Genomic DNA, 26455 nt, shown 5'->3' on the forward strand with positions numbered 1-26455 from the left:
GCCATGAACATCGCCAAGCTGTCCATCGAACGGCCTCTCAATACCTGGCTGATCGTGGTGATCTGCCTGTTGGGCGGTATCTGGGGATTCAATACGGTGGGCAAACTCGAAGACCCCGCCTTCACCATCCCCAACGCCATCATCAATACGCCCTACCCCGGCGCCACCGCCGTGGAAGTGGAAGAGGAGGTCACCGAACGTCTGGAGCGCGCCATCCAGGAGATGGAGCAGATCGACGTCATCAAGTCGAAGTCGCTACCTGGGCGCTCGGAAATCCAGGTGGAAGTCCACTCCAGCTACAGCAGCCACGAACTGCCGCAAATCTGGGATGAGCTGCGCAACAAGATCAACGATGCCCAGGGCGACCTGCCCGAGGGGGTGCTGGGCTCCCAGGTCAACGACGATTTCGGTGAAGTGTACGGCCTTTTCTATGCGGTCACGGCCGATGGGCTCACCACGCGGGAGATCCGCGACATTTCGACGTTTCTTCAGCGCGAGCTGCTGGCAGTACCCGGCGTGGCCAGGGTGACCACCGCAGGCGAGCGGGAAGAGACCATCTACATCGACATCTCCAACGAGCGCCTGACCACCCTGGGCATTCCTATCAATCAGGTCATCAACACCATCCAGACCGAAAACGCCGTGGAAAACGCGGGCAGCCTGCGGGTAGGGGAACGCCAGGTGCGGCTGGTGGCGCGTAGCGACATCGACAGCACCGCGCTGATCGAAGCCATCCGCATCGGCCGCCCCGGCACCACCGAACAGGTGTCGCTGATGGATATCGCCACCGTCTACCGCGAGCCCAGCGACCAGCCCAACCAGCTGATTCGCTATAACGGCGAGGATGCCTTCACGCTCGGCATTGCGGGCGCCGCCAACGACAACATCATCGAAGTGGGCGAAGCCGTCGAAGCCCGCATGGAAGAGCTGAAAAGCCGCCTGCCGCTGGGCGTAGAGCTACATCCTCTCTACGAACAGCACCATGTGGTCAACGATGCCATCAACGACTTCCTGCTCAACCTGGCCATGTCGGTGGCCATCGTGATCGGGGTGCTGTGCCTGGCCATGGGCTGGCGCATCGGCGTGGTGGTCGGCAGTACCCTGCTGCTCACCGTGCTGGGCACCCTGCTGTTCATGGGGCTGTTAAACATCGAGATGGAGCGTATCTCGCTGGGGGCGCTGATCATCGCCATGGGCATGCTGGTGGATAACGCCATCGTGGTCGCCGAAGGCATGGTCACCAACATCAAGCGCGGCCAGCGCGCCAAGGAGGCAGCCGGCAGCGCCGCCAAGCGTGCCCAGCTGCCGCTGCTGGGCGCCACGGTGATCGGCATCATGGCCTTTGCCGGTATTGGCCTGTCGGACGATGTCACCGGCGAATTTCTCTACTCGCTGTTCATGGTCATTCTGGTGTCCCTGATGCTGAGCTGGCTGCTGGCGATCACCGTCACCCCGCTGTTTGGCTACTACCTGCTGCGCCAAAAAGGCGACGACGAGGATCAGTCCGCTGACGAGCAGCAAGCAGGCGAGCGCCAGCACGAGAACGAGGAGAACGACGACGAGCCCAGCAAGCGCGAGCTGTACGGCGGCCTGCTCTATCGCGCCTATCGCCGGGTGCTGCTGTTGGCACTGCGCATACGCATCGTCACCGTCAGCGCGCTGGTGCTGATCACCGCCGTGTGCCTGTGGGCCTTCAGCCTGATACCCCAGTCGTTCTTTCCGGACTCCAACACGCCGCTGTTCTTCGTCAATGTGGAGCTGCCCCAGGGCACCGACATTCGCTCGACCGCCGACTACGCCGCCGATATCGAGGCGTATATCCTGGAGCAGGAGGACGTGGTATCGGTGGCCAGCTTCATCGGCCAGGGCGCTACCCGCTTCATGCTCACCTACGCTCCGGAGCAACCCAACACCGCCTATGCCCAGTTCATCGTGCGCACCGAAGACCTGGACGCCATTCCCGCGCTGGACCAGCGCTTCTACCGAGAGCTGAACGAAGCGTTTCCCAGCGCGCAGGTACGCACCCAGCGGCTGCAATTTGGCCCAGGCGATGGCGCGGACATCGAGGCGCGCTTTCAGGGGCCCTCCCCGGAAGTGCTGCGCTCGCTGGCCGACCAGGCCCAGCGCATCATGGCCGACAGCCCCTACCTGATCGACCAGCGCACCGACTGGCGTCAGCAGGAGTTGGTGGTGCGGCCGCGCATCAACGAGGAGCGCGCCCGCATTGCCGGGGTCAGCCGTGAAGACATCACCCAGACCCTGCAGTTTGCCTCGTCGGGCATTCGGGCAGGCACCTACCGTGAGGGCGAGCACCTGCTGCCCATCGTCGCCCGCCCCCCGGCGGCCGAGCGGGACGATGTGGCGCTGCTGGAAAACCGCAACGTGTGGAGCGCCGCGCAGCAGCGCTTCGTGCCCATCAGCCAGGTGGTCTCCTCCTTCGATACCGATAGCGAGGAAGCGCTGATTCAACGCCGCAACCGGGTGCGCACGCTAACCGTCGGGGCCGACCCCGCCGAGGGCTATACCGCCGCCCAGGCGTTCGACGGCATTCGCCAAGAGATCGAGGGCATGACGCTGCCACCGGGCTACCAGCTGAGCTGGGGAGGTGAACACGAGGATTCCGGCGATGCCCAGGAGGCGCTGGCCCAGCAGCTGCCCATCAGCCTGCTGGTGATGCTGCTGACCTCGATTTTGCTGTTTGGCAAGCTCAAGCAGCCGCTGATCATCTGGCTGGTGGTGCCCATGTCGGTGTGTGGCGTGGTGATTGGCCTACTGGTAACCGGCCTGCCCTTCTCGTTTACCGCGCTGCTGGGCATGCTCAGCCTGTCGGGCATGCTGATGAAAAACGCCATCGTGCTGGTGGATGAGATCGACGGGCAGATCAAGGAGGGCAAGGCGCGCTTTTCTGCACTGGTGGACGCCAGCGTCAGCCGCTTGCGGCCGGTCTTCCTGGCCGCTGGCACCACCATCCTTGGCATGCTGCCGCTGCTGGCCGACGCCTTCTTCAACAGCATGGCCGTGACCATCATGGGCGGCCTGGCGTTTGCCTCGCTGCTGACGCTGATTGCCGTGCCCACCCTGTATGCCATGCTGTTCCATATCAGCAGCGATGAGGTCGAGTCCTGAGCAGGCGCGTTCGGCCCATGAGCGCTTTTTGGCTATCATGGGCTGGACGCCGGGATCATCCGGCTCATCCTTTCGGGTAATAAAACTACAACTTAAGCTATAAATCGGCTTTTTATTGCCGTAAGGTCTCTATTATTGGCGCCATAAAATGTAAAATAACTACAAGATACTTTCACCGTCTCTACTCATGCAGAGGTTTCTATGCCTGGTTCAACGTCTGGTTCTACCCCCGCAGCCCTTCACCCCAAGGTCGCGGAAGTCACCCAACGCATTCGTGAACGCTCTGCCGAGCGCCGCGCCCTCTACGAGCGCCGCATGGCCGACCAGCACAAGCGTGGCGTGCATCGTGCCGAGCTCTCCTGCGGCAACCTGGCCCACGGCTTTGCTGCCTGTAGCCCCCAGGAAAAAGATGCCCTGAAGCTGATGAACAGCGCCAACCTGGGCATCATCTCGTCCTACAACGACATGCTGTCGGCCCACCAGCCGTTTGAAACCTTCCCGGAAACCATCAAGGCGGCGGCGCGGGCCATGGGTTCCACCGCGCAATTTGCGGGCGGCGTACCGGCCATGTGTGACGGCGTAACCCAGGGCCAGCCGGGCATGGAGCTGTCGCTGTTCTCCCGAGACTTGATTGCCATGGCCACGGCGGTGGGGCTGTCACACAACATGTTCGACGCCGCCATTTACCTGGGCGTGTGCGACAAGATCGTCCCGGGCCTGTTCATCGGTGCCGCACGCTTTGGCCATCTGCCCGCCATGTTCGTGCCCGCAGGCCCCATGCCCAGCGGCCTGCCGAACAAGGAAAAAGCGCGCATTCGCCAGCTATATGCCGAAGGCAAGGTGGGCCGCGAAGAGCTGCTGCAGGCAGAGTCCGACTCTTACCACAGCCCCGGCACCTGCACCTTCTACGGCACCGCCAACTCCAACCAGCTGATGATGGAAGTGATGGGCCTGCACCTGCCGGGCACGTCGTTCGTGAACCCCGGCACCGAGATGCGCGAAGCGCTGACCCGCTACGCCACCGAACAGACCATTCGCAATACTGAAGCAGGCGGCGAGTACCGTCCGTTCTACAAGCAGATCGACGAGCGCGCCATCGTCAATGCCGTGGTCGGCCTGCTGGCCTCCGGCGGCTCGACCAACCACACCATGCACCTGATTGCCATGGCCGCGGCGGCGGGCATCACCCTGAACTGGGACGACTTCACCGACCTCTCGGCGGTGACCCCCAGCCTGATGAAGGTGTACCCCAACGGCCAGGCGGACATCAACCACTTCCAGGCCGCAGGCGGCATGAGCTACCTGTTCCGTGAACTGCTGGGCGCGGGCCTGCTCCACGGTGACATTCCCACCGTCTTCGGCACCGACCTGACCGCCTACACCCAGGAGCCCTTCCTGGAAGAGGGCAAAGTGGTCTGGCGCGAAGGCCCGGAGAAGAGCCTGGACGAAGAAGTGCTGCGCCCGGTCGCTACGCCCTTTGCCGCTACCGGCGGCCTGACCGTCATGAAAGGCAACCTGGGCCGTGGCGTGATCAAGGTCTCGGCGGTGGCCGAAGAGCACCGGGTGGTCGAAGCGCCGGTCAAGATCTTCGAAGACCAGAACGAAATGAAAGCCGCCTTCGAATCCGGCGAGCTGGACCGTGACGTGATTGTGGTGGTGCGCTTCCAGGGGCCCAAAGCCAACGGCATGCCCGAGCTGCACAAGCTCACTCCGTTTTTGGGGGTGTTACAGGACCGTGGCTTCAAGGTCGCGCTGGTCACCGATGGCCGCATGTCCGGTGCGTCGGGCAAAGTGCCTGCCTCCATTCACATGAGCCCGGAAGCGCTGGACGGCGGCCCGCTGGCCAAGCTGCGCGATGGTGACGTGGTGCGCCTGGATGCCAACGCCGGCACGCTGGAAGCCAAAGTGGATGCGGCCACCTGGGCCGACCGCGAGCGCGTAGTGGCGAACCTCGGCCACTACCACGTCGGCCTGGGCCGCGAGCTGTTCTCGGGCTTCCGCCACTTGGCAATGCGCGGCGAAGAGGGCGCGGGCTCGTTGGGCGGCTTTGAAGCCGACGATCTCGCTCGTCAAGAAGGTCAGATCTTTCAAGAGGACGCCTGATGCGACCGGCACTGATCGGTGATATTGGCGGCACCAACGCTCGCCTGGCGCTGGTAGCGCCTGGCGAGGTAACGCCCCACGATATCCTCAACCTGCCCTGCGCGGACTACCCCGGCGTGATCGAGGCGATTCAGGATTACCTCGCCCGCGTGGGCGCGACCGGGGATAACGCCCCCGAGGAGGCCTGCCTGGCCTTCGCCTGCCCGGTGCACGCCGAGCGGGTGAAAATGACCAACAACCACTGGGACTTCATGAAAAGCGACGTTCAGCAAGCGCTGAACCTGTCGCTGTTCAAGGTCATCAATGACTTCACCGCCCAGGCGTTGGGCGTGCCCCACGTGGGCGAAGACAACCTCGTCGAAGTGCAGCCCGGCGTCGCCCAGTCGCACTCGACCCGTTTGGTCATCGGCCCGGGCACCGGGCTGGGCGTGGCCGGGGTGTTTCCCGGCCAGCATGCCTGGATTCCGCTGCCCACCGAAGGCGGGCACGTCACCTTTGCGCCCACCGACACCACCGAGCGCGCACTGCTGGATGTTTTCCTGCAGCGCCACCAGCGGGTCAGCGTCGAGCGCATCCTGTGCGGCCAGGGGCTGCTGGAACTCTACCAGGCCCACTGCGCGCTGGAAGGCCAAGCGCCACGTTGCGAAACCCCCGCCGAGGTGACCCAGGCGGCCAATCAGGGCGACGCCCTGGCCACGGCCACCCTGCTGCGCTTTTTGAAAATCCTCGGCGACGTCTGCGGTGACGCCACCCTGACCATGGGCGCACGCGGCGGCGTGTATCTGTGCGGCGGCATTCTGCCCCGGCTGCTGGCGTGGCTGCCTAAATGCGAGCTGCGCGCCAGCTTCGTCAACAAGGGGCGCATGGGAGCGTACAACGCCGATATTCCGGTGTGGATCGTGACCCACCCGTGGACCGGCCTGCTGGGTGCCGCCGAAGCGCTGCATAACGAAGAAGTCTTTTAAACTGACGGAAATACGCCATGGCTGCTGTGACCTTTGACGTGCCGTTCGTACTCGGCATGATGCGCCTGCATGAAGCGCAAGAGATGCACCAGGCGAGCCATTTGGCCGACTGGATCGAAGCCCGCCTGGAACAAGGCCTGCACTGGTTCGACCATGCCGACATCTACGGCAACGGAGCTTGCGAAACGCTATTCGGCCAGGCGCTACGTGCCCGCCCGGCCCTGGCCAAGCGGCTCCACGTGGTCACCAAAGCCAGCATTGCCAACGACAACCCGGCCGCGGGCTCCGGCAAGGTAAAGCACTACAATGCCAGCCCGGCATATCTCGGCCGGGCCATCGACGATGCCTTGAGCCGCCTGGGCGTCGAGCGCCTCGATCATTTTCTGATTCATCGCCCGGACCTGCTGATGGAGGCCGAGGCCACCGGCCGTGCGCTGGACGATGCCATCGACGCGGGCAAGATAGGCGCAGCGGGCATTTCCAACCACCTGCCCAGCCAGTGGCGCAGGCTGCAACGCCATATGCACCAGCCACTGCGGGCCAACCAGATTGAGCTTTCCATTGCCCATAGCACGCCGCTGTTCGACGGCAGCTTCGACGACCTGAACGCCGATGGCCATGCGCCCATGGCCTGGTCGCCACTGGCGGGCGGCCAGTTGATGCAAGGCGAGATCAGCCGCGTGCTGAACCGTTTGGCAGGCCAGCTCGGCAGCACCCCCGCCGCGCTGGCGCTGGCGTGGCTGCGCACCCTGCCCGGCCGCCCGGCGCCGGTGGTGGGCAGCGTGAAAGCGGAGCGCATTGCCGATATGCTCACTGGCCCGGAAGCCCTGCCCCGAGAAGCCTGGTACGAACTGCTTGAGGCGGCCCGCGGCCACTGCGTCGCTTGACGCGCTTGTTTCACATCCAATGCCAATAATGATAAGGAACGACCTATGACGCCGGTGATTGCTTTCGGTGAAGCCTTGATTGACATGCTCTCCAGCCGCCTGGGCGACGACACGGGGCCAGAGACCTTCACCCCCTACGCAGGCGGTGCGCCAGCCAACGTGGCGGTGGCCTGCGCCCGGTTGAGCGTACCCAGCCAATTTCTGGGCATGGTGGGTGATGATACCTTTGGGCACTTTCTGATCCGTGAGCTGCAAAGCCACGGCGTGGACACCCGAGGCGTGGTGCTGACCCGAGAGGCCCGCACGGCGCTGGCCTTCGTTTCCCGAGACAGCCATGGCGAGCGCACCTTCGACTTCTACCGCCCGCCCGCCGCCGACCTGCTCTACCGCCTGGAGCACCTGCCCCACGGCGTGTTCGAGCAGCCTGCCATCGTGCACCTGTGCAGCAACAGCCTGACCGACCCGGAAATCGCCGACACCACCCTGGCCATTGCCGCCATGGCCAAGCGAGCGGGCTGCCTGGTAAGCGTGGATGCCAACCTGCGCCATAACCTGTGGGCGGACGGCTCGGCGGATGTGTGGCGGGTCACCGAGCTGATCGATAGCGCCGAGCTGGTGAAGGTCTCGCTGGAAGAGCTGGACTACCTGCGCGGCGACCATCCCAGGCAGGCGTGGCTCGCCGAGCGCATGGCCGCCGGTGTGAAAGTCATCGTGATCACTGACGGCCCCCATGACGTGGTGCTGAAAGGCGTTGGTATCGAGCAGACCATCACCCCGCCCAGCGTGACGGCCGTGGACACCACCGCTGGTGGCGATGCCTTCATTGGCGGCCTGCTGGCGGAGCTTTCCCGGTTCGGCATCCGCTCCAACTGGCATCAGGACAGCGCGTTTCTCAGCCGCGCGGTGGATATTGCCTGCCGCTGTGGCGCCCATGCCGTGACCCGCCCCGGCGCTTATGCCGCCCTGCCCACCCACGCCGATATCGAAGCCCTGCGCGGCTCCGCAGGCTAGCCCTCAGCGTCGCCGAGCAGTCTACTCGGCGACGCTCTGAGTGAGGCCTTCCATGATCGCCACCCGACCGCTGACCAGGTTCAGCGTGGTCGGCTGACGGCGATGATCCACCAGACTCACCTGGCTGATGCTGCGCTGCTCGGTGGCGCCCTCGATCAGCATTTCCAGCGTTCCGTGATCGCACCACCAGATGATCTCGACGGTCAATCCATCGACGCTGCCTGCCGCATGGTCGCAGACGAAGTGTTCATCGAAGGCGGCCTGGCCATTACTGCCCTGGCGCGCATAGTGCAGCGCCGTCTGCGTTTCACCCGCCGATAGCCATAACTGCTGCTGGTAGCCCTGCTGCAGCGAAAGCGCCAGCCGCGTCCCCGGCTGCAGCGTCAGGGTCATCTGCCCCCGCACGGCCGTGCCTTCCGGCAGGGCGATACAGTGCTCCCCCACCGTTTGCAGCGAGCGAGGCGAGAGATGGCGGGGGGCGCCGACCGCTCGAGCCGCCTCACGGGTGAAGCGCTGGTATAAGCGCACGCCGCGATGCGTTGCGCGCAGCGCAAGCTCCCTGGGCAGACTCATGGTGCCCCGCCAGCCCGCTTCAGGGGCATGGTTGGCGTACTGCCAATTGTTCAGCCACGCCAGCGCCAGCCGCCGCCCAGGGGTATTCGACCAGCTCTGCACCGCGTAGAAGTCCCGCCCTTCATCCATCATCAGCACGGTGTCGGCAGCGTTGTCATTGGTGAAACGCTGGCCGTCGAAATCACCCACGAAGTACTGGGTAAACGAGCCAAACGGGTTATCCGGCGTAGCACCAATGCCTACCACCAGCACCCAGCGCGATGCGGGCTCATGGGGCTCGGCGCCTTCCACCGGTAGCTCGAACAGGTCCGGGCACTCCCAAGGGTGCTGGGTGTGCGCGCCCTCGCCCGCCCCAAAAGCGCTGGCAAACTGCCACGCCAGCAGGTTGGTCGAGGTATAAAAGTGAATCTCCTGCCCGCAGGCCAGCGCCATCACCCAGCGCTGGCTGGGGGCATGCCACACCACCTTGGGGTCGCGGAAATCCTTGAAACCGGGCGGCGGCAGAACGGGATTCCCCGCGTAACGCTGCCAGGTCCGCCCCTTGTCGCGGCTGTACGCCAAGCACTGGGACTGCTGGTAATCCTGCGGGTCATCGGAGAGCACCTTGTGGCAGGTATAGAACGCCAACAGCCCAGGCTTGCCATCGAACAGCCCCGTGACATCGTGCTCATCCACCACGGCGCTGCCGGAAAAGCAGGCCCCTTCTTCATCGGGCGCCAGCGCAATGGGCAAATGCTGCCACCGGCACAGGTCACGGCTGACCGCATGCCCCCAGTGCATCGGCCCCCACTCGGTCCCCAGGGGGTGAAACTGATAAAACAGATGGTACTCGCCTTCGAAAAACACCAGCCCATTGGGATCGTTCATCCAGCCCATCGGCGGGGTGAAATGCACCACAGGCCGCTGGGGCTCAAAATCCGCTAACGTCATGCTTAAAACCTTAACTTAATCGGTCAACTTAATCGTTTAAGTTAGCGTATCACGACTCCCCTCCATGCGTACTCCTCCCCTTTAGGCGTAAGCATAAAAAAGCCCGAGCATGGCAACATGCTCGGGCAAACGTCCTGCTCACATGACCCGACATCAGTGAAGCAAGTGACGAGAGTGCTCGGTACGGTATTACGGTGTTAGCTGGCTATCCATCAGTGATGGAAGCGCTCGGCGGCCTGGCGGGCCAGCTCGCGGATGCCGTCCCAATCTTCGGCGTCGACCATGGCTTTCGGGGTCAGCCAGGAGCCGCCGACGCACATCACGTTGGGCAGCGAGAGGTAGGATTCGGCATTGTCCACGGTGATGCCGCCCGTGGGGCAGAAACGTGCTTCCGGGATCGGCGCGCCGAACGCCTTGATTGCCTTGGCACCGCCACTGGACTCCGCGGGGAAGAATTTGAAGCGGCGGTAGCCGTACTGCCAGCCGGTCATCAGCTCGGAAATGGTAGAAACGCCCGGCAGCATGGGTACCGGGCTCTCGACGCCGTAGCGGTACAGCGCCTCGGTGGCCCCCGGCGTCACCACGAAATCGGCGCCGACCTGTTCGGCCTGGCGGTACTGTGCAGGCGTGAGCACCGTGCCGACACCAATGCTGGCCCCCGGCAGGGCTTCTTTCATGCGCTTGATGGCTTCCAGCGCGCAGTCGGTACGCAGCGTCACTTCCAGAACGCTCAGGCCGCCCTCTACCAGCGCACGGCCCAGCGGCACGGCATCCTCGATGCGTTCGATGGTAATGACCGGAATGACTTCGGCCTTCAGGCAAATACTGTCCAGCTCGGCGGTGCGCGTTGAGGGTAACTGTTTATCGATGGTCATCAGTGAATCTCCAAGCAAATTGTTATTGGCGAAGGCCTGCCGTCAGGGCGCCCAGTAGATCGCCAGCGGGCAAGATAAAAAGGCGCGAATCGGCAGTGTCCGAACGTCGTCACCACTCATGGCGTTGGCCAATACGGCACGTTTGTCATCGCCGGTAATATGCAGAATGTGGCGTTTTGCCTGATGCAGACGGTCCGCCGAGAAAGTAATACGCGGCTGCGGCTGGCTGGGGGTGCGCACGGCAACCAGCGGCTCGTCGGTGGAGAGCGCCAGCCCCAGCTCCTGGCTATCCGGGAACAGCGAGGCCGTGTGGCCGTCTCCGCCCATGCCCAGAATCACCACGCTGGCGGGCCAGGCAAGGCCTGCCGTGGCCTCAGCCACGGCAGCCACGCCCTCTTCCGGCGTGCCGTGCGCCGAGGTCAACGGTACGAACGTAGCCGCTGCTGCCGGGCCTTGCAGCAGGTTGTCGCGCACCAGTTTGGCATTGCTGTCGCTGCTCTGCTCATCCACCCAGCGTTCATCGGCCAGGGTGATGTCCACCCGCGCCCAGGCCAGCGGCTTTTGCGCCAGCGCTTTAAAAAACGGCACCGGCGTCGAACCGCCCGATACCACCAGCAGGGCACGCTCCTGGTGCGCAAGGTCTGCCGCCAGGGCTTGATAAACGGCTTCAGCCAGCTGCTCGGCCAGCGCTTGTCGTGTAGTGCTCATTTCAATAATCCTCGTACCAGCTGCGGCCATCCTGGGTAATCATGGCAATCGAGGCCACCGGCCCCCAGGAGCCTGCGGGGTAGCGGCGCGGCGGAGTTTCGCGTGATTTCCAGCCATTGATCAGCTGGTCGCACCAGCGCCAGGCGTGCTCCACTTCGTCACGCCGCACGAACAGGTACTGCTGGCCTTTCATGACTTCCAGCAGCAGACGCTCGTAGGCATCCGGAATACGCGATTTCGGGAAGGCGCTATTGAAATCCAGGTGCAGCGGGCCGGGACGCAAGCGCATGCCCTTGTCCAGGCCGCTATCCTTGGTGAGCACCTGAAGGGCGATGCCCTCTTCCGGCTGCAGGCGAATGATCAGCTTGTTGGAAGCGATGCCACGCTGGTCCGGGTCGAAGATGTAATGCGGCTGCTGACGGAAGTGAATGACGATCTGCGACAGCTTTTCCGGCATACGCTTGCCGGTACGCAGGTAGAACGGCACGCCCGCCCAGCGCCAGTTGGACACTTCGGTCTTCATGGCCACGAAGGTTTCGGTCTGGCTCTGGGTGTTGGCGCCCTCTTCTTCCAGGTAGCCCGGCACGGCCTGGCCATCGCTGGTACCGGCAATGTACTGGCCACGCACCACGTCGCGGCCCAGCGCTTCGCCGGTAAACGGCTTCAGCGCCTTGAGCACTTTTACCTTCTCATCACGGATGGCATCGGCATCCAGATTGGAAGGCGGGTCCATGGCAATCAGGCAGAGCAGTTGCAGCAGGTGATTCTGCACCATATCGCGCAGCTGGCCCGCGTCGTCGAAGTAGCCCCAGCGCCCTTCGATGCCGACCTTTTCGGCCACGGTGATCTCGACGTGAGAGATGTGGTTCTGGTTCCACTGGGTGCCGAAGAGCGGGTTGGCAAAGCGCAGGGCAATCAGGTTCTGAACCGTCTCTTTACCTAGATAGTGGTCGATACGATAGATGCGGGACTCGGGGAACACGGCACCGATGGCGTCGTTGATCTCTTCCGACGACGCCAGGTCATAGCCAATCGGCTTCTCGACGATCACTCGGGTATCGTCATCCAGGCTATTGCTGGCCTGGAGATTGTGGCAGATATCGCCATAGATCCGCGCCGCCACGGAAAGGTAGACCACCATGGGGCGCCGTGCGCCTTCACGCCATTGGCGAAGCGCGTCGTAGCCGTCCACCGTGGTGAAGTCGAGCTTCAGGTACTCCAGCCGTTGCAGGAAGCGCTCCATGCTGGCCTTGTCCTGCTCGTCCTTTTTCAGGCGCTTTTGCAACGCGGCGCTGACCAGCTGACGAAACTCGGCCGTGTCATGCTCCTGACGCGCCAGCCCCATGATCCGCGTGCTTTCAGGCATCAGCCCTTCGCGATCAAGATGATACAGCGCAGGGAACAGCTTGCGCATGGCAAGGTCACCAAGCGCCCCGAACAGCGCGAGATCAATCGCATGATTGGGGTCGCCTAGCGGTGCATGTGACTGGCTCATCTCAGCTCCTGTTTATAATTAGGTGATCCAACTTATGTAGTTAGATTACCTAAAATCTATCTGATAACGGGCATTATACGCAATATTTCGTGTAATTTTACTACAAAAAAATCGCCATGGCTGCTTTTCCTGTCAGGCGGTACCTGTAGTGCTCGGCCCTACGCCCCCGGCATACGCCATCCTCCTCCCCCGCAGGGAGGAGGCGGCGCAACACCAGATTGGCGAGGCTGGCACGACAAGGCACGCGCTGACGGCATCGTGCACGACAATAACAATGGCCTTACACGAGGTATGCACATCATGACAATGAAACGCAGCTTTTTCACGCCGCTATTCGCCACGGCATTGGCAACAGGCCTCGCTACCCCCGCGCTGGCCTTCGAGGAGGACCGCCTGACGATCTGGATGGGCGACAACAAGGGGCAGGAAGGCATTCGCGCGGTGGCCGCGCAGTTTCTGGAAGAGACCGGCATCCGGGTAGAGGTGGTGTTTCCGGACAACCTCACCGACCGCTTTCAGCAGGCGGCGGGGAGCGGTCAGGGGCCGGACATCGTCATCTGGGCCCACGACCGCATGGGGGAATGGGCGCAAAGCGGCCTGCTCCGGCAGGTATCCCCCAGCAGCGCGTTCCGTGAAGGGTTTTTCGATTTCACCTGGGAAGCCGCGCTGTGGAACGGTGATACCTATGGCTACCCGATTTCCGTGGAGTCCCTTGGCCTGATTTATAACAAGGCGTTGGTGGATACCCCGCCCGACAGCTTCGCGGAACTGATCGAACTGGACGCCACCCTGGCCCCTGAGGGTAAAAAGGCCATCCTGTTCGACTACAGCGAGCCCTATTATGGCTGGACCCTGCTGGCCGCCAACGGCGGTTACCCGTTCAAGCAAACCGATAGCGGCTATGATGTCAGCGACATCGGGGTCAACAATGCCGGTGCCCTGCAGGGGGCCGAGCTGCTGGTGGAGCTGATCGATAGCGGCGTGGTGCCCCGGGGCACCGACTACAACCTGATGGATACTCGCTTCAACCGGGGCGAAGTCGCCACCATGATCAGCGGCCCCTGGGCATGGCCCAACCTGGAGCGCAGCGGCATCGATTATGGCGTGGCGCTGCTGCCCCGGGTAGGCGACGAGCGCGCCCGACCGATGTTTGGCGTGATGACCGCGATGATCAATTCCGCCACGCCCAACGACTTCCTGGCGGTGGAATTTTTGGAGAACTACCTGCTGAGTGAAGCGGGCATGCGCACCTTCAACAGCGACGGTTCGCTGGGCGCAGTGGCGCATATCGATTACCAGGCAGCGCTGGCGGACAACCCCAACATTGCCGCCACGCTCGACAACGCCGAAGTGGGCATGCCGATGCCCAACATTCCTGAAATGGGAGCCTTCTGGGCGGCCATGGAGCCCGCGCTGCAGAACATCGGCAGCGGGCGCCAATCGCCCCAGGAAGCGCTGGATGCCGCTGCTCGCCGGATGCGTCAGTAGCCACTCTTTTGCCCTTGCTGCCCGGCGGTGTAAGCGCCGGGCAGCCTTCAGGAAGCCATCATGTATACCACCAATGCGTCTCGTGGCCTGCCCCGCCACCGCTCTCGCCATCTTGCCGAACGCTACACCCGCTGGGCTCTGCGCGGCGTGATAGCGGCCCTGGTCATCGCTCTACTCTGGCTGGTGCTGGCCTTTCATTTGAACGGGCAGTGGATGTTCGCACTGCTGTTTCTGCTTCTCGGCGGCTCGCTGGGCGTGGTCTTCACCAAGCGTTCGCTGATGAGCCACCGGTATATTTTCCCAGCCGTGGCAGGGCTGGGGGTGTTCGTCATTTTTCCACTGATCTACACCTTCGGGATCAGCTTCAGCAACTACAGCTCCACCAACCTGCTCTCGGAAGAGCGGGTGCGCAGCCAGTTGATGAGCCAGACCTATCAGGAAGACGATGACGCTTTCGATCTCACGCTTTATGCCGAAGGCGATCTGGTGCGTTTGCGGCTGGAAAACGAGCGCCAGCGCTGGATGTCGTCACCGCTGAACCTGGCCAATGTGGAGTCTCGCCAGCTAGGCCTGCAGGCGGCCAGTGACGCTCCCATCGCAGACCCGCTGCCCATGCGCGACATCATTCAAGCGCGCAGTGCCCTGCAGGGGCTACGCCTGATCACTCCCGAAGGCACCGAGCTGCGCATGGCCGGTATTCGCCAGTTTGCGCCCATGCTCGACCGCTACGAGGCCCGGGAGGATGGCACGCTATACGATCGCCGAGAAGACCGCGTGCTGACACCGGACCACACCCTCGGCTTTTTCGTCGCCGACGATGGCCAGCGCATCACTCCGGGCTGGCCAGTCAACGTGGGTTTCTCGAACTACACGCAAATCTTCACCGACCCGGACATTCGCGGCCCGTTCATGCAAATTTTCGTATGGACCTTCGTGTTTGCCAGTCTCACCGTGGTGTTTACCCTGGCCGTGGGCTTCGTGCTTGCCTCCCTGTTGCAGTGGGATCAGCTACGCGGCAAAGCGATATACCGCACGCTGCTGATTCTGCCCTACGCCGTCCCGGCGTTCATTTCGATTCTGATTTTCAAGGGCATGTTCAACCAGCACTTCGGTGAAGTGAACATGATTCTGGATACCCTGTTCGGCGTGCGGCCGGAGTGGTTCACCGACCCGTGGCTGGCCCGCAGCATGCTGCTCATCGTCAATACGTGGCTAGGCTACCCCTACATGCTGCTGCTCTGCATGGGGCTGATTCAGGCGCTCCCTCGGGATTTGTACGAAGCCTCGGCGGTGGATGGCGGCGGCCCGATCAGCAACCTGTTCCACATCACCCTGCCGCTGATCATCAAGCCCCTGACGCCGCTGTTGATTGCTGCCTTTGCGTTCAACTTCAACAATTTCGTGCTGATTGCGCTGCTCACGGGTGGCAACCCGGACATTCTGGGGGCCAGCACCCCGGCGGGCACCACGGACCTGCTGGTGAGCTACACCTACCGCATTGCCTTCCAGGATGCCGGACAGAACTTCGGCCTGGCGGCCGCCATTGCCACGCTGATTTTCCTGCTGGTGGCCGGTATGTCGTTGCTCAATTTGCGCCTTTCCAAAGTGAAGGTCTAGGAGGTTACTGATGGCAATGGTTCAACCACGCTCCGTGGGCGTACGCCGCCTGGGAGCACATCTGGCACTGATCTGTTTCGTCTCGCTGATCGTGTTTCCGCTGCTGCTGGTGATCTCGATCTCGTTTCGAGAGGGCAACTTTGCCAGCGGCAGCCTGATCCCCGAGAACGTCTCGTTGGAGCACTGGTCACTGGCGCTGGGTATCCCCTGGGAGCGCGCCGATGGCACCGTCGTGCAGCCGCCCTTCCCGGTGCTGCTGTGGCTGTGGAACTCCATCAAGGTGGCGGTGGTGTCGTCGGTGCTGATCCTGATGCTGGCCACCACCAGCGCCTACGCCTTTGCGCGCATGCGCTTCAAGGGCAAGGAGCCGCTGCTCAAAGGCATGCTGATTTTTCAGATGTTCCCGGCGGTGCTCTCGCTGGTGGCGCTGTATGCGCTGTTCGACCGGCTGGGGCAGTTCGTGGGCTGGCTGGGCATCAACACCCACGGCGCACTGATCGTGGCGTCGCTTGGAGCGGTGGCGCTGCATATCTGGACGATCAAGGGCTACTTCGAATCCATCGACGGCTCGCTGGAAGAGGCCGCCATGGTGGATGGCGCCAGCACCTGGCAGGCGTTTCGCTACATCCTGCTGCCGCTCTCGCTGCCGATCCTGATGGTGGTGTTCATTCTGGCGTTCGTGATGAGCATCATGGAGTACCCCATGGCGTCGGTACTGCTGGTGGACGAGCACAAGCTGACCCTGGCCGTGGGCGCCCAGCAGTACCTGGCCGATCACAACCAGCGCTGGGGTAACTTTGCCGCCGCGGCGGTGCTATCTGGCCTGCCGATTACCGTGGCCTTCCTGATCTGCCAGCGCTGGATCATCGGCGGCCTGACCGCTGGGGGTGTGAAAGGTTGATGCGTACTTGACGCGCTGTTTCCTCGCTTGAGCGGCTTGCTCATCCCCGGCGTCTGAGAAATCTGCGCCGGGATTTTATTTTTTACGGACTTTTTATGCAGGTGCATGATGTTATAGGCCATGCTTAAGCAAAATGAACGATGAGCAAGGCAATGCATACGACAAACGCAAGGTTCTATCGCAGCAATGAGCTTTACCGACACTGGGCACCGGTGTTCAAGATTTTATCGGTACTATGGCTTATCCTCGCACTGTTCATGATGGTGCCTTGGGCGGTGCTGCTCATTGAGCGCGACCCGGACGCCCGGGCGTTCGGCCTCTCTATCATGCTCGTGCTCGCCTGTGTGGCTACCACACTGCTGCTCACTTATCGTGCGTCGTTAGAACTCAAACCGTGGCAGATGTTTATCCTTACGGCGGGCAGTTGGGTAAGCATTAGCGGCTTTGCCAGCCTGCCGCTGATTCTTGGCGCACCGCAGCTAACGTTTACCAATGCCGTCTTTGAATCCGTGTCGGCCATCACCACCACGGGCTCTACTGTGCTGGTGGGCATCGAGAATCTCTCAGACGGCTTGAAACTTTGGCGCGGCTTGATGCAGTGGCTGGGGGGGATCGGCATTATCGTCATGGGCATCGCGATTCTGCCGTTTTTGAAAGTGGGCGGTATGCGTCTGTTTCATACCGAATCTTCGGACTGGTCGGATAAAGTCATGCCCCGCACCGGCGGCATTGCCAAAGCCACGCTGTCGATCTATGTGATGTTGTCGCTAACGGCCATGGTCAGTTACTGGCTAGGCGGTATGCAGCCACTGGATGCCATCGTGCATGGCATGTCTTCGCTCTCCACCGGCGGCTTTGCCAACTCTGATGCCTCGTTTGGCGCCTATGCAGAACAGCCCTGGCTGCTGTGGATGGGCAGCTTCTTCATGCTCTGCGGTGCGCTACCGTTCGTACTGTACATCCGTTTCATCCGCTCTTCGCGCAGCGCCTTATGGCAAGACCAACAGGTGCGTGGGCTGCTCAAACTGCTGTTGGCAGCCATCGTCATCCTGACCGCCTGGCGCGTCTTGCAAGGCGACGACTGGTTTGTCTCCCTGACTCACGTCACCTTCAACGTCATGTCCGTGGTCACCACTACCGGCTATGCGTCGGATGACTATACGCTGTGGGGCACACTGCCGATTGCAGCTTTCTTTTACCTGACGTTCATTGGCGGCTGTAGCGGCTCCACCAGCGGCGGCATGAAGATCTTCCGCTTCCAGATCGCCATGCTGATGCTGCGCAATCAGCTACGCTACCTGATTCATGCCAACGGCATCTTTACCACCCGCTACAACCAGCAGCCGGTCACCAGCGATATTTCGCGCAGCGTCGTGGCCTTCTCGTTCTTTTTCTTTATCACTATTGCCGTATTGGCATTAGGGCTTGCCGCGCTGGGGCTGGACCTGGTGACGGCGCTTTCGGGCGCCGCCACGGCGGTGGCCAACGTCGGCCCTGGCCTGGGCGATACCATTGGCCCGGCAGGCAACTTCGCCACCCTGCCCGATGCGGCCAAGTGGCTTTTATGTGTGGGCATGCTGATGGGCCGCCTGGAGATATTGACGGTCGTGGTGCTGATGACCCCCATGTTCTGGCGGCGCTGACGATGAACAAGATGCCAGCGTTTCGCCTTCCTGATCAGCGCGAGTCAGCCTTGGTGCTCGGTACTAGCGGTGCTGCGCTGCTGGCCGCTTGGTGGTTGCACAGCTGGCTCGCGCTGGCCAATTTATCGCTGATTTTTTTAACGGCCGTGCTTGCCTGCGCCGTTCTGGCCAGTAGCTATGCTGCTTTCATGAGTGCGCTGGTGAACTTTGTAGCGTTTAACGTTGGCTTTACCGAGCCGTACTTTTCATTGGCAGTGTCTGAGCGAGAGCAGCTAGTCACACTGCTGTTCTTTTTGTTAATCGCACTGGTGGTGGGTCGTATCGCGGGCGTTAGCCGCGAGCGTATGCTGGCGCTGAATGCCTCTCGGTTGGCAGAGGAGCAAGAGCGCTTACGCTCGGCCCTGCTCGCCTCGGTGTCTCACGATTTACGCACGCCGCTCGCCTCGATCATTGGTGCCGCAAGCTCGCTGCGCACGCTGGATGCGCAGCTCAGCCAGCAGGACCGCTTTGCATTGCTGGACGGCGTACTCAATGAAAGCGAGCGCCTGAACCGTTACATTCAGAACTTGCTGGACATGACACGACTGGGCCACGGCGAATTGGCGATCGAGCGCGACTGGGTCAGCGTCGATGATCTGGTGGCCTCCGCTCGCCGGCGCTTAGCGGGTGTACTGACGCATATCAACGTGCATCAGGCATGGGATAGCGAGCTGCCACTCCTGAACGTTCACCCTGCCTTGATCGAGCAGGCGCTGGTCAATGTGCTGGAAAACGCGGCACGATTTTCGCCGCCTGACGGAGTGATCACCATCGCTGCATCTACCGATCCTAGCCATACCACGCTCACACTCACGATCACCGATGAAGGGCCCGGCATTCCCGCCGCCATGCGTGAACGAGTATTCGAGATGTTTTTTACCGGCAACGACGGTGACCGTAGCCTGCACGGCACCGGGCTGGGTCTCGCCATTTGCCGTGGCATGCTGGGTGCCCATGGCGGCACGGTGGCAGCGGCGGATGGCCCCAATGGGCACGGCACGCAAATCATCATGACGCTGCCTCTCTCGCCCTCTATTCAGGAGCCGAGCGATGACACCTGAGCCCGCCCGCATACTGATCGTCGACGACGAGCCCGCAATTCGTCAGTTCTTACGCATCAGCCTGGGGTCACAAGGCTTTTGCATCTGCGAAGCCAGTACAGGGGCTGCCGCTCTGCATTCCGTGCGAGAGCGCTTGACGACTGAACCCATCGATCTGATTTTGCTGGATTTGGGGCTGCCCGATATCGACGGCCAGCAGGTCCTCAGAACGCTGCGCCAGCAGGTCGGCATCCCAATCATCATTGTCTCGGTACGCGGTCAGGAAGCAGAGAAGGTGCGCGCTCTGGACAGCGGCGCAAATGATTATGTCACCAAGCCTTTTGGCATTCAGGAACTGCTCGCCCGCATCCGCGCCCTGTTGCGGCAGCATCCTCCGGCCATTGCCCCATCACGTTATCAATGTGGCGCATTAAGCGTCGATATTGCTGCGCATCGAGTGACATTTCACGGAGAAACGATCCATTTGACCCCTAAAGAGTTTGCGGTGCTGCAACAGCTCATCAGCCAGGCTGGCCGTATCGTGACGCAAACCCACCTGCTGCGCACCATCTGGGGGCCAAGCCATCAGCAAGACACCCACTATTTACGTATTGTGATTAGCAAGCTGCGCCAGAAACTGGGCGATGACCCACACACTCCCAGCCTGCTGCAAACCGAGCAGGGGATTGGGTATCGGCTTTGCGTCGAGTTTGACCGCGAGGACATTAGCGAATGAAGATCATCATTCTTGGCGCTGGCCAGGTCGGCGGCACCCTGGCGGAGCACCTTGCCCGCGAGGAAAACGACATTACCGTCGTCGACACCGACGGCGCCAAGCTACGCGAGCTGCACACCAAGCTGGATATCCGCACGGTCACCGGCGCGGGCTCCTACCCCATCGTGCTGCGCCAGGCGGGCTGTGAAGACGCCGACATGCTGATCGCGGTGACCAACACCGACGAGATCAACATGATCGCCTGTCAGGTGGCCCACACGCTGTTTCGCACCCCCACCAAGATCGCGCGGGTTCGCTCCACGGCTTACCTCACCCGCAAGGGCCTGTTTGCCCACGAAGCCATTCCCATCGACGTCTTGATCAGCCCGGAACAGGTGGTGACCGACCACGTGCGCCGTTTGATCGAGCACCCCGGCGCCCTGCAGGTGCTGGAGTTTGCCGGGGGGCTGGTGCAGCTGGTGGCGGTGAAAGCCTTCTACGGCGGCCCGCTGGTGGGCCAGAACCTCGCCTTCCTGGGCAAGCACATGCCCAACGTGGAAACCCGCGTCGCCGCCATCTACCGGCGCAATCGGCCGATCATCCCCCAGGGCGACACGGTCATCGAAGCCGACGACGAAGTGTTCTTCCTGGCGGCACGGCGGGATATCCGCGCGGTGATGAGCGAGCTGCGCAAGGTGGAGCGCGACTTCCGCCGCGTGGTGATTGCCGGGGGTGGCAACATCGGCGAACGCCTGGCGGAGCATCTGGAGCATAGCCATCAGGTCAAGATCATCGAACACAGCCTGGAGCGCTGCACCACGCTCTCGGAGCGGCTGGACCGCACTGTGGTGCTGCACGGCAGCGCCACCAGCAAGCGCCTGCTGGAAGAAGAGAACATCGAGGATTGCGACATCTTCTGCGCGCTGACCAACGACGACGAGGTGAACATCATGTCGTCGCTGCTGGCCAAGCGGCTGGGGGCCAAGAAGGTGCTTACGCTGATCAACAACGCCGCCTACGTGGACCTGGTCCAGGGTGGCGATATCGACATCGCCATTTCACCGCAGCAGGCCACCATCGGCAGCCTGCTGACCCACGTGCGCCGGGGCGATATCGTCAACGTGCACTCCCTGCGCCGGGGCGCGGCGGAAGCCATCGAGGCCATTGCCCACGGCGACAAGCAGTCTTCCAAGGTGGTGGGCCGCACCATCGATGAGATCGAGCTTCCCGAAGGCACCACCATCGGCGCCGTGGTGCGCGGCAAAGAGGTGATGATTGCCCACGGCGACGTGCGCGTGGAGAGCGGTGATCACCTGATTCTGTTCGTGATCGACAAACGGCGTATCCGCGACGTCGAGCGGCTGTTTCAGGTCGGCTTGACCTTCTTTTGACAGACGCGCTCGGCTAACGCCGCGCATAGGCTGAAGGCAGACTCAGATCTCCACCGCGCGGCCAATGAACTCGATGGGGCCGGTGGGCAAGCCAGTGGGCGAGCCGGTCTCTTCTTCCAGGGTCAGCTCGAAGAGCTGGTTGTCTTCCAGCGGTGGGAGCTGGTCCAGGCGCAGGCGCAGCGGCTGGCCCGGCTCTACCAGACCCAGCGAAACGGGTGCCTGCCAGTCATCGGCCTTGGTCCAGAACTCCAGCGCTTTGCCCTCCGGCACTTCGAAGGTGCCCAGCGGGATCAGCTGAATCTCCTGGCGGTTGGCCGCTTGCACGACCCAGCCTGCCGACTGCGTCTGTGGTGCCAGTAGCACCACCATGTACTCGGGTACGGCGGGCTGTGTGGTGACGTTGCTCAGCATGACGCCCATCGCCAACGCTGCCGCCAGGCCCGCCCCGGTAGCGGCCCGCCAGAACGGCAAGCTGTGCATCAATCGGCGGCGCGGTGCAACCGGCGCGCGCGCGGGTATCACTACTGGTGCAGTAGGCCGTACCGCAGATGCTTTCATGCTCCGCTCGATGCGCGGCCATAGGTAATCGGAGGGCGTAACGGGGTCGACGATGGCGGTATAGGGGAAAAATCGCTCTTCCCAGGCGGCGACCGCCTTTTGCAGCGCAGGCTCGTTGGCGAGACGCGCCTCGAACGCTTCACGCTCGGCTATCGGCAGCGTGCCCAGCACGTATTCCCCTGCCAGGGCATGCAGATCATCGGATTCATGAGCACGTGTCATGCCATACACTCCCGTAAACGCAGCAGGCTACGCTTGATCCAGGCTTTTACCGTCCCCAGCGGGGTGCTGGTGTGTGCCGCAATCTCGGCGTGGCTGAGCCCATCTACATAGGCGTGCAGAACGCAGTTGCGACGCTCGGCTTCCAACTGCTGCAAGCACTCGTCCATGCGCTCGCCGGTTTGCCAATCGAACGCTTCCTCGACCTGGAAAGCGTGCTGAAAGGTATCGTCGTCGGCAAACTCATGGGGGTCGTTCAGGTCGGTATAGACATGGCGCTCACGCCCACGAATGGCATTGAGTGCGAGGTGGCGAGCGATACTGAATACCCAGGTGCGGGCAGCCCCCTTTTGCGGATCGAAGCTGGCGGCACGCTGCCATATGTTCAAGCAGGCATCGTGAACGATGTCTTCGGCCATGCCTCGGTCCTTGACGATGCGGTACACCACCCCGAGCAACTTGGCGCCTTCCTGCTGATACAGCAGGTGAAGCGCCGCCTGATCGCCACGGGCAATGCGAGCGAGCGCATCGACATGATCGAATTCAGTTACTTCCGTTGACCCAACTTCATCAGACACATCATCACTCCCTGGTAACGCGCCGGTCGCTGTCGCCGCAGTTCAGTGAGGATAATAGTTGGGGGCTCTCGATGCGAGCCCCCACAGTCAACGCACGATAGAAGCGTTGCCGAGATCAGTTAGCGGTCCAGAAGATGTAATCGGCCTGGTAGGTAACCACGGCGGTGGCGCCTTCGTTATCGCTACCACAAGCCACGTCGGGCGCCACGCCACCTTGGGTGTCCAGGCGCTGAATGTAAGTGACACCGTTCATGGCACCTTCACCTTCAGCCGGGTTGGCTTCTACCAGCTGCAGCGGAATGTTGCCGTCACCGTTGGGAGATACGGCCAGCTGCGTCGCCGTCAGCTTGGAGCCGTCCAGTGATTCCCAAGTAGCGGGCGGGCCGTAGTAGCTGCCGACCTGATTGCCTTCGCGGTCATTCAGCGCCGCATGGGGGCCCTTGAAAACCCAACCCAGGCTACCGTCGTCCTTGGCTTCACACATGTAAGTAATCGCGCCTACGCCCACCGTTTCCAGAGCGACGCTATGGCCATCCGGCACTTGGATGTCGGCAGGCACATCGGCCAGCGCCGCTTGACTGAAGGATGCAATCAGGGTCGCAGCGAGGGTGGCACGCGTTAGATGTTGAATGGTCATGTCAGTCTCCTTGGGTTGTGTATCAGCCACTTTTGCCGTGGCTGTATAGGGGATACACACGAGGAGACCGATTGGATGCACTCTTTTTGAAAAAAATCTAAAAAACGTTATTGGCTCACCCCGTCCACCGTCACTTGGCGAGGGCAGGCATCCCCTTGGGCATCGAACAAATGGCAGCGCTTGCCGTTGATGCCCAGCCGAGACGCCTGCCCTTCTGCCAGCCGTGCCAGTCCGTCCAGGCGTTGGGTCAAGGGGGTTTCCAGCCCCGCCACTTGCCAATGGGCCAGGGTCTCGTAGCCCAGCTTTTCGGCCACCATGAGCGTGGCGTCCAGGGTTGCATCCGCCTGTTCTGGGGCGACGAAATCTTCGGCGCGCAGCCCTAATGTGGCCTGATCACCCGCCTTGAGCTGCTGCCCGTTCACGGCCACCGCCAGGCTGTCGCCGGTGTGCAGGCGTACCAGCGTGCGGTGCTGGCCGGGGTCGACCACCGTCACCGGCAGGGTATTGATGCGCGGGGAGCCGATGAACTCCGCCACTTCCAGCGTGTTGGGAAAGTGGTACAGCGACAGCGGTGCGCCTACCTGGGCGATACGCCCTTTTGAAAGCAGCACGATACGGTCGGCCAGGGTCATCGCCTCGACCTGATCGTGGGTGACGTAAATCATGGTGGCGTTCAAGCGCTTGTGCAGCCCCGCAATCTGGATACGCATGTCCACGCGCAGCGCAGCATCGAGGTTCGACAGCGGCTCGTCGAACAGAAACACCGCCGGCTCTTTCACCAGCGTACGACCAATGGCCACCCGCTGGCGCTGGCCGCCAGAGAGATCCTTGGGCTTGCGCTCCAGAAGCTCGGTGAGGTGCAGCATTTCTGCGGCGTGCTGCACCCGACAGCGAATCTCGGCCTTGTCGGTACGCGCCAGCTTGAGCCCGAACGCCATGTTCTCGGCCACGCTCATGTGCGGGTAGAGGGCGTAGGATTGGAACACCATGCCGATGTCCCGCTCCTGGGGCGGGATCTCGTTGATCCGCTGGCCATCCAGCTGCATGTCCCCGGTGGTAATGTCCTCCAGACCCGCAATCATGCGCAGCAGCGTGGATTTACCACAGCCGGAGGGGCCCACGAACACCACGAACTCGCCGTCTTCGATGGTGAGGTCGATATCCCGGGAGATTTCGACGCCGTCAAACGACTTGCCGATGCCGCTAAGGGTCAAACGTCCCATGATGCGTCCTCCTGAGCCTGTGGGCAGCGGGCAATTGCCACGCCAAACGGCGGCAGCGTCAGCGTACCGGCCTGCCACTCGCCCTTGAGCCAATGGGGAGCGCCTTCCAGTGCTTCAGCATGCTTGGGCGCCGAGCGGGTAATGGTCTGATCGCTGAAGTTCAGCGCCACCAACAGGCGGGTTTGCTGATAGGTGCGCTCCAGGCAGAGCACCTCGTCACGCACCGGGTGGTAGCGGACTTCCCCCTTGACCAGCGCGAGCTGGGTGCGGCGAAACGCCAGGAACTCCCGGTAAGCGTTGAGCAGTGAATCGGCATCCTGCTCTTGCTGATCGACTGCCAGCGCTGCGTGGGCTTCGGGCACCGGCAGCCAGGGCGTGGCACGACTGAAGCCAGCATGGCGGCTATCTGCCTGCCAGGGATGCGGCGTACGGCAGCCATCACGGCCTTTATAGGCAGGCCAGAAGGTAATGCCTGCCGGGTCCACCAGCTGCTCAAAGGTCAGCTGTGCTTCGGGCAGCCCCAACTCCTCCCCTTGGTAGAGGCACACGCTGCCGCGCTGGCTGAGCAAGAACACCATGTACAGACGCAGCTTATCGAGCTGCCCCTGGGCCTGCCAGCGAGTCGCCAGCCGCGTGACGTCATGGTTGCCCAGCGCCCAGCAGGGCCAGCCATCGCCAATCCGCGCTTCCATCTCGGTCAGCGTTTCGTGCAGGTACGTCGGGTCGGCCTTGTCGGTCAGCAGGTTGAACGAGTAGCACATGTGCAGCCGCTGCCCCCCCTGGGAGTAGGCCGCCATGACGCCGAGGGCGTCGTCATCCCCCACTTCACCGACGCTGGTGGCGCCGGGGTACTCATCGAGCAGCGCCCGAAGCCGCTCCAGGAATACCAGGTTTTCCGGCTGGGTCTTGTCGTACTGGTGGAGCTGATAGCCATAGGGGTTGTCGGGGCGCACGCCCAGAAAGCTTTCGGTGATCTCCTGACGCGGCGGATTATCCTTCAACTCGCCGTGGGTACAGAAATTGACCGCATCGAGGCGAAAACCATCGACCCCACGCTCCAGCCAGAACCGCGCTTCTTCGAGAATGGCCTCGACCACGGCAGGGGTGCGGAAATTGAGGTCTGGCTGGCTGGCCAGAAAGTTGTGCAGGTAATACTGACAGCGTCGGGTATCCCACTGCCAGGCGCTGCCGCCAAACACGGATTGCCAGTTGGTCGGCGGCGCGCCATCGGGTTTGGGGTCGGCCCATACGTACCAGTCGGCTTTCGGGTTATCGCGGCTTTGGCGACTCTCCTCGAACCAGGCGTGCTGGTCGGAGGTGTGCGACATGACCTGATCGATGGTGACTTTCAGCCCGCGGGCATGGGCCGCCTCGACCAGCCGGTCGAGGTCTTCCAGACTGCCGAACATTGGATCGACATCGCGGTAGTTGCTGATGTCGTAACCAAAATCCTTCATGGGCGACGTAAAAAAGGGCGAAAGCCAAATGGCGTCGACGTTCAGTGAGGCAATGTAGTCGAGCTTCTCGATCACCCCCCGCAGGTCGCCAATGCCGTCGCCGCGACTATCCATGAAGCTGCGCGGGTAGATTTGATAAATCACCGCGCCGCGCCACCAGTCGGCCCCCTGGCTGCCAACGTAGTGTGAAGTGGAAGGTGTCTGCATCATGGCGAATCCTTATGGTTGTTATCAGCGATAAGGGCATGATGCAGGCTGCGCGGCGGGATCGAATCC

Annotated in this window: 21 protein-coding genes; 12 read left to right on the forward strand and 9 right to left on the reverse strand. The window is 62.3% G+C overall.

Annotated features, from left to right (window positions below; genetic code table 11):
• The first annotated feature begins 3 nt into the window (after positions 1-3).
• From LG409_RS10620 to LG409_RS10640, 5 genes are all read left to right on the forward strand, one after another.
• Positions 4-3126 carry an efflux RND transporter permease subunit gene (locus tag LG409_RS10620; RefSeq protein ID WP_096922776.1) on the forward strand — a complete coding sequence of 1041 codons (3123 nt, stop codon included), beginning with the start codon at positions 4-6 and terminating at the stop codon, positions 3124-3126.
• A 201-nt stretch (positions 3127-3327) separates the two neighbouring features.
• Positions 3328-5229 carry a phosphogluconate dehydratase gene (edd, locus tag LG409_RS10625; protein WP_096922775.1) on the forward strand — a complete coding sequence of 634 codons (1902 nt, stop codon included), beginning with the start codon at positions 3328-3330 and terminating at the stop codon, positions 5227-5229.
• On the forward strand, positions 5229-6194 hold the full coding sequence (glk, locus tag LG409_RS10630) for a glucokinase (protein ID WP_096922774.1): 966 nt from the start codon (positions 5229-5231) through the stop codon (positions 6192-6194). The genes edd and glk overlap by 1 nt, the downstream gene beginning before the upstream one ends.
• 17 nt (positions 6195-6211) lie before the next feature.
• The gene (locus LG409_RS10635; RefSeq protein ID WP_227406626.1) at positions 6212-7081 is read left to right on the forward strand and encodes an aldo/keto reductase; all 870 of its coding nucleotides are present in this window, start codon (positions 6212-6214) and stop codon (positions 7079-7081) included.
• A 45-nt stretch (positions 7082-7126) separates the two neighbouring features.
• On the forward strand, positions 7127-8092 hold the full coding sequence (locus tag LG409_RS10640) for a carbohydrate kinase family protein (RefSeq protein WP_227406627.1): 966 nt from the start codon (positions 7127-7129) through the stop codon (positions 8090-8092).
• A 21-nt stretch (positions 8093-8113) separates the two neighbouring features.
• On the opposite strand, the gene LG409_RS10645 is transcribed toward LG409_RS10640, so the two are convergent.
• The 4 genes from LG409_RS10645 to zwf form a co-directional block, all read right to left on the reverse strand.
• Positions 8114-9595 (reverse strand): glycoside hydrolase family 32 protein, encoded by a 1482-nt coding sequence (locus tag LG409_RS10645; protein ID WP_227406628.1) that lies wholly within the window; start codon positions 9593-9595, stop codon positions 8114-8116.
• A gap of 212 nt (positions 9596-9807) precedes the next feature.
• Positions 9808-10470, reverse strand: coding sequence for a bifunctional 4-hydroxy-2-oxoglutarate aldolase/2-dehydro-3-deoxy-phosphogluconate aldolase (locus LG409_RS10650; RefSeq protein ID WP_039179577.1), 663 nt, complete (start codon positions 10468-10470; stop codon positions 9808-9810).
• Between the two features lie 42 nt (positions 10471-10512).
• Complete coding sequence (gene pgl, locus LG409_RS10655; RefSeq protein WP_096922765.1) at positions 10513-11178, reverse strand: 6-phosphogluconolactonase; 666 nt, start codon at positions 11176-11178, stop codon at positions 10513-10515.
• A gap of 1 nt (position 11179) precedes the next feature.
• Positions 11180-12673: a glucose-6-phosphate dehydrogenase gene (gene zwf / locus LG409_RS10660; protein WP_096922764.1), complete on the reverse strand. Its 1494-nt coding sequence runs from the start codon at positions 12671-12673 to the stop codon at positions 11180-11182.
• A 300-nt stretch (positions 12674-12973) separates the two neighbouring features.
• Between zwf and malE the strand changes: the two genes are divergently transcribed.
• The 7 genes from malE to trkA all read left to right on the forward strand — a co-directional run bounded on the left by malE (position 12974) and on the right by trkA (position 21507).
• Positions 12974-14161, forward strand: a complete 1188-nt coding sequence (gene malE, locus LG409_RS10665; protein WP_227406629.1) for a maltose/maltodextrin ABC transporter substrate-binding protein MalE — start codon at positions 12974-12976, stop codon at positions 14159-14161.
• A gap of 60 nt (positions 14162-14221) precedes the next feature.
• Positions 14222-15778, forward strand: a complete 1557-nt coding sequence (gene malF, locus LG409_RS10670) for a maltose ABC transporter permease MalF (protein WP_096922762.1) — start codon at positions 14222-14224, stop codon at positions 15776-15778.
• Positions 15779-15788: 10 nt separating this feature from the next.
• Entirely contained in the window at positions 15789-16679 is an 891-nt protein-coding gene (malG, locus tag LG409_RS10675) for a maltose ABC transporter permease MalG (protein ID WP_096922761.1), read from the forward strand.
• 152 nt (positions 16680-16831) lie between these two features.
• Positions 16832-18322: a TrkH family potassium uptake protein gene (locus tag LG409_RS10680; protein ID WP_096922760.1), complete on the forward strand. Its 1491-nt coding sequence runs from the start codon at positions 16832-16834 to the stop codon at positions 18320-18322.
• Between the two features lie 2 nt (positions 18323-18324).
• Positions 18325-19422 (forward strand): sensor histidine kinase, encoded by a 1098-nt coding sequence (locus tag LG409_RS10685; protein WP_227406630.1) that lies wholly within the window; start codon positions 18325-18327, stop codon positions 19420-19422.
• Positions 19412-20137 carry a response regulator gene (locus tag LG409_RS10690; RefSeq protein WP_096922759.1) on the forward strand — a complete coding sequence of 242 codons (726 nt, stop codon included), beginning with the start codon at positions 19412-19414 and terminating at the stop codon, positions 20135-20137. The genes LG409_RS10685 and LG409_RS10690 overlap by 11 nt, the downstream gene beginning before the upstream one ends.
• Entirely contained in the window at positions 20134-21507 is a 1374-nt protein-coding gene (gene trkA, locus LG409_RS10695) for a Trk system potassium transporter TrkA (RefSeq protein WP_039179559.1), read from the forward strand. The genes LG409_RS10690 and trkA overlap by 4 nt, the downstream gene beginning before the upstream one ends.
• Positions 21508-21549: 42 nt before the next feature.
• On the opposite strand, the gene LG409_RS10700 is transcribed toward trkA, so the two are convergent.
• From LG409_RS10700 to LG409_RS10720, 5 genes are all read right to left on the reverse strand, one after another.
• On the reverse strand, positions 21550-22287 hold the full coding sequence (locus tag LG409_RS10700) for an anti-sigma factor (RefSeq protein ID WP_096922758.1): 738 nt from the start codon (positions 22285-22287) through the stop codon (positions 21550-21552).
• Positions 22284-22862, reverse strand: a complete 579-nt coding sequence (locus LG409_RS10705; RefSeq protein WP_096922757.1) for a sigma-70 family RNA polymerase sigma factor — start codon at positions 22860-22862, stop codon at positions 22284-22286. Before LG409_RS10705 ends, LG409_RS10700 begins: the two co-directional genes overlap by 4 nt.
• Before the next feature lie 115 nt (positions 22863-22977).
• Complete coding sequence (locus LG409_RS10710) at positions 22978-23499, reverse strand: DUF3455 domain-containing protein (RefSeq protein WP_039179550.1); 522 nt, start codon at positions 23497-23499, stop codon at positions 22978-22980.
• 107 nt (positions 23500-23606) lie between these two features.
• Positions 23607-24722 (reverse strand): sn-glycerol-3-phosphate ABC transporter ATP-binding protein UgpC, encoded by a 1116-nt coding sequence (gene ugpC, locus LG409_RS10715; RefSeq protein WP_227406631.1) that lies wholly within the window; start codon positions 24720-24722, stop codon positions 23607-23609.
• Positions 24710-26389, reverse strand: a complete 1680-nt coding sequence (locus LG409_RS10720) for an alpha-glucosidase (protein ID WP_227406632.1) — start codon at positions 26387-26389, stop codon at positions 24710-24712. The genes ugpC and LG409_RS10720 overlap by 13 nt, the downstream gene beginning before the upstream one ends.
• Positions 26390-26455 lie beyond the last annotated feature (66 nt).

It is taken from the genome of Halomonas sp. NyZ770 (genome assembly GCF_020616575.1).
GTDB lineage: Bacteria > Pseudomonadota > Gammaproteobacteria > Pseudomonadales > Halomonadaceae > Vreelandella > Vreelandella hamiltonii.

Coding starts and splice junctions, on each gene's coding strand:
- LG409_RS10620 (WP_096922776.1), top strand. CDS start 4: ATGAACATCGCCAAGCTGTCCATCGAACGGCCTCTCAATACCTGGCTG.
- edd (WP_096922775.1), top strand. CDS start 3,328: ATGCCTGGTTCAACGTCTGGTTCTACCCCCGCAGCCCTTCACCCCAAG.
- glk (WP_096922774.1), top strand. CDS start 5,229: ATGCGACCGGCACTGATCGGTGATATTGGCGGCACCAACGCTCGCCTG.
- LG409_RS10635 (WP_227406626.1), top strand. CDS start 6,212: ATGGCTGCTGTGACCTTTGACGTGCCGTTCGTACTCGGCATGATGCGC.
- LG409_RS10640 (WP_227406627.1), top strand. CDS start 7,127: ATGACGCCGGTGATTGCTTTCGGTGAAGCCTTGATTGACATGCTCTCC.
- LG409_RS10645 (WP_227406628.1), bottom strand. CDS start 9,595: ATGACGTTAGCGGATTTTGAGCCCCAGCGGCCTGTGGTGCATTTCACC.
- LG409_RS10650 (WP_039179577.1), bottom strand. CDS start 10,470: ATGACCATCGATAAACAGTTACCCTCAACGCGCACCGCCGAGCTGGAC.
- pgl (WP_096922765.1), bottom strand. CDS start 11,178: ATGAGCACTACACGACAAGCGCTGGCCGAGCAGCTGGCTGAAGCCGTT.
- zwf (WP_096922764.1), bottom strand. CDS start 12,673: ATGAGCCAGTCACATGCACCGCTAGGCGACCCCAATCATGCGATTGAT.
- malE (WP_227406629.1), top strand. CDS start 12,974: ATGACAATGAAACGCAGCTTTTTCACGCCGCTATTCGCCACGGCATTG.
- malF (WP_096922762.1), top strand. CDS start 14,222: ATGTATACCACCAATGCGTCTCGTGGCCTGCCCCGCCACCGCTCTCGC.
- malG (WP_096922761.1), top strand. CDS start 15,789: ATGGCAATGGTTCAACCACGCTCCGTGGGCGTACGCCGCCTGGGAGCA.
- LG409_RS10680 (WP_096922760.1), top strand. CDS start 16,832: ATGCATACGACAAACGCAAGGTTCTATCGCAGCAATGAGCTTTACCGA.
- LG409_RS10685 (WP_227406630.1), top strand. CDS start 18,325: ATGAACAAGATGCCAGCGTTTCGCCTTCCTGATCAGCGCGAGTCAGCC.
- LG409_RS10690 (WP_096922759.1), top strand. CDS start 19,412: ATGACACCTGAGCCCGCCCGCATACTGATCGTCGACGACGAGCCCGCA.
- trkA (WP_039179559.1), top strand. CDS start 20,134: ATGAAGATCATCATTCTTGGCGCTGGCCAGGTCGGCGGCACCCTGGCG.
- LG409_RS10700 (WP_096922758.1), bottom strand. CDS start 22,287: ATGACACGTGCTCATGAATCCGATGATCTGCATGCCCTGGCAGGGGAA.
- LG409_RS10710 (WP_039179550.1), bottom strand. CDS start 23,499: ATGACCATTCAACATCTAACGCGTGCCACCCTCGCTGCGACCCTGATT.
- ugpC (WP_227406631.1), bottom strand. CDS start 24,722: ATGGGACGTTTGACCCTTAGCGGCATCGGCAAGTCGTTTGACGGCGTC.
- LG409_RS10720 (WP_227406632.1), bottom strand. CDS start 26,389: ATGATGCAGACACCTTCCACTTCACACTACGTTGGCAGCCAGGGGGCC.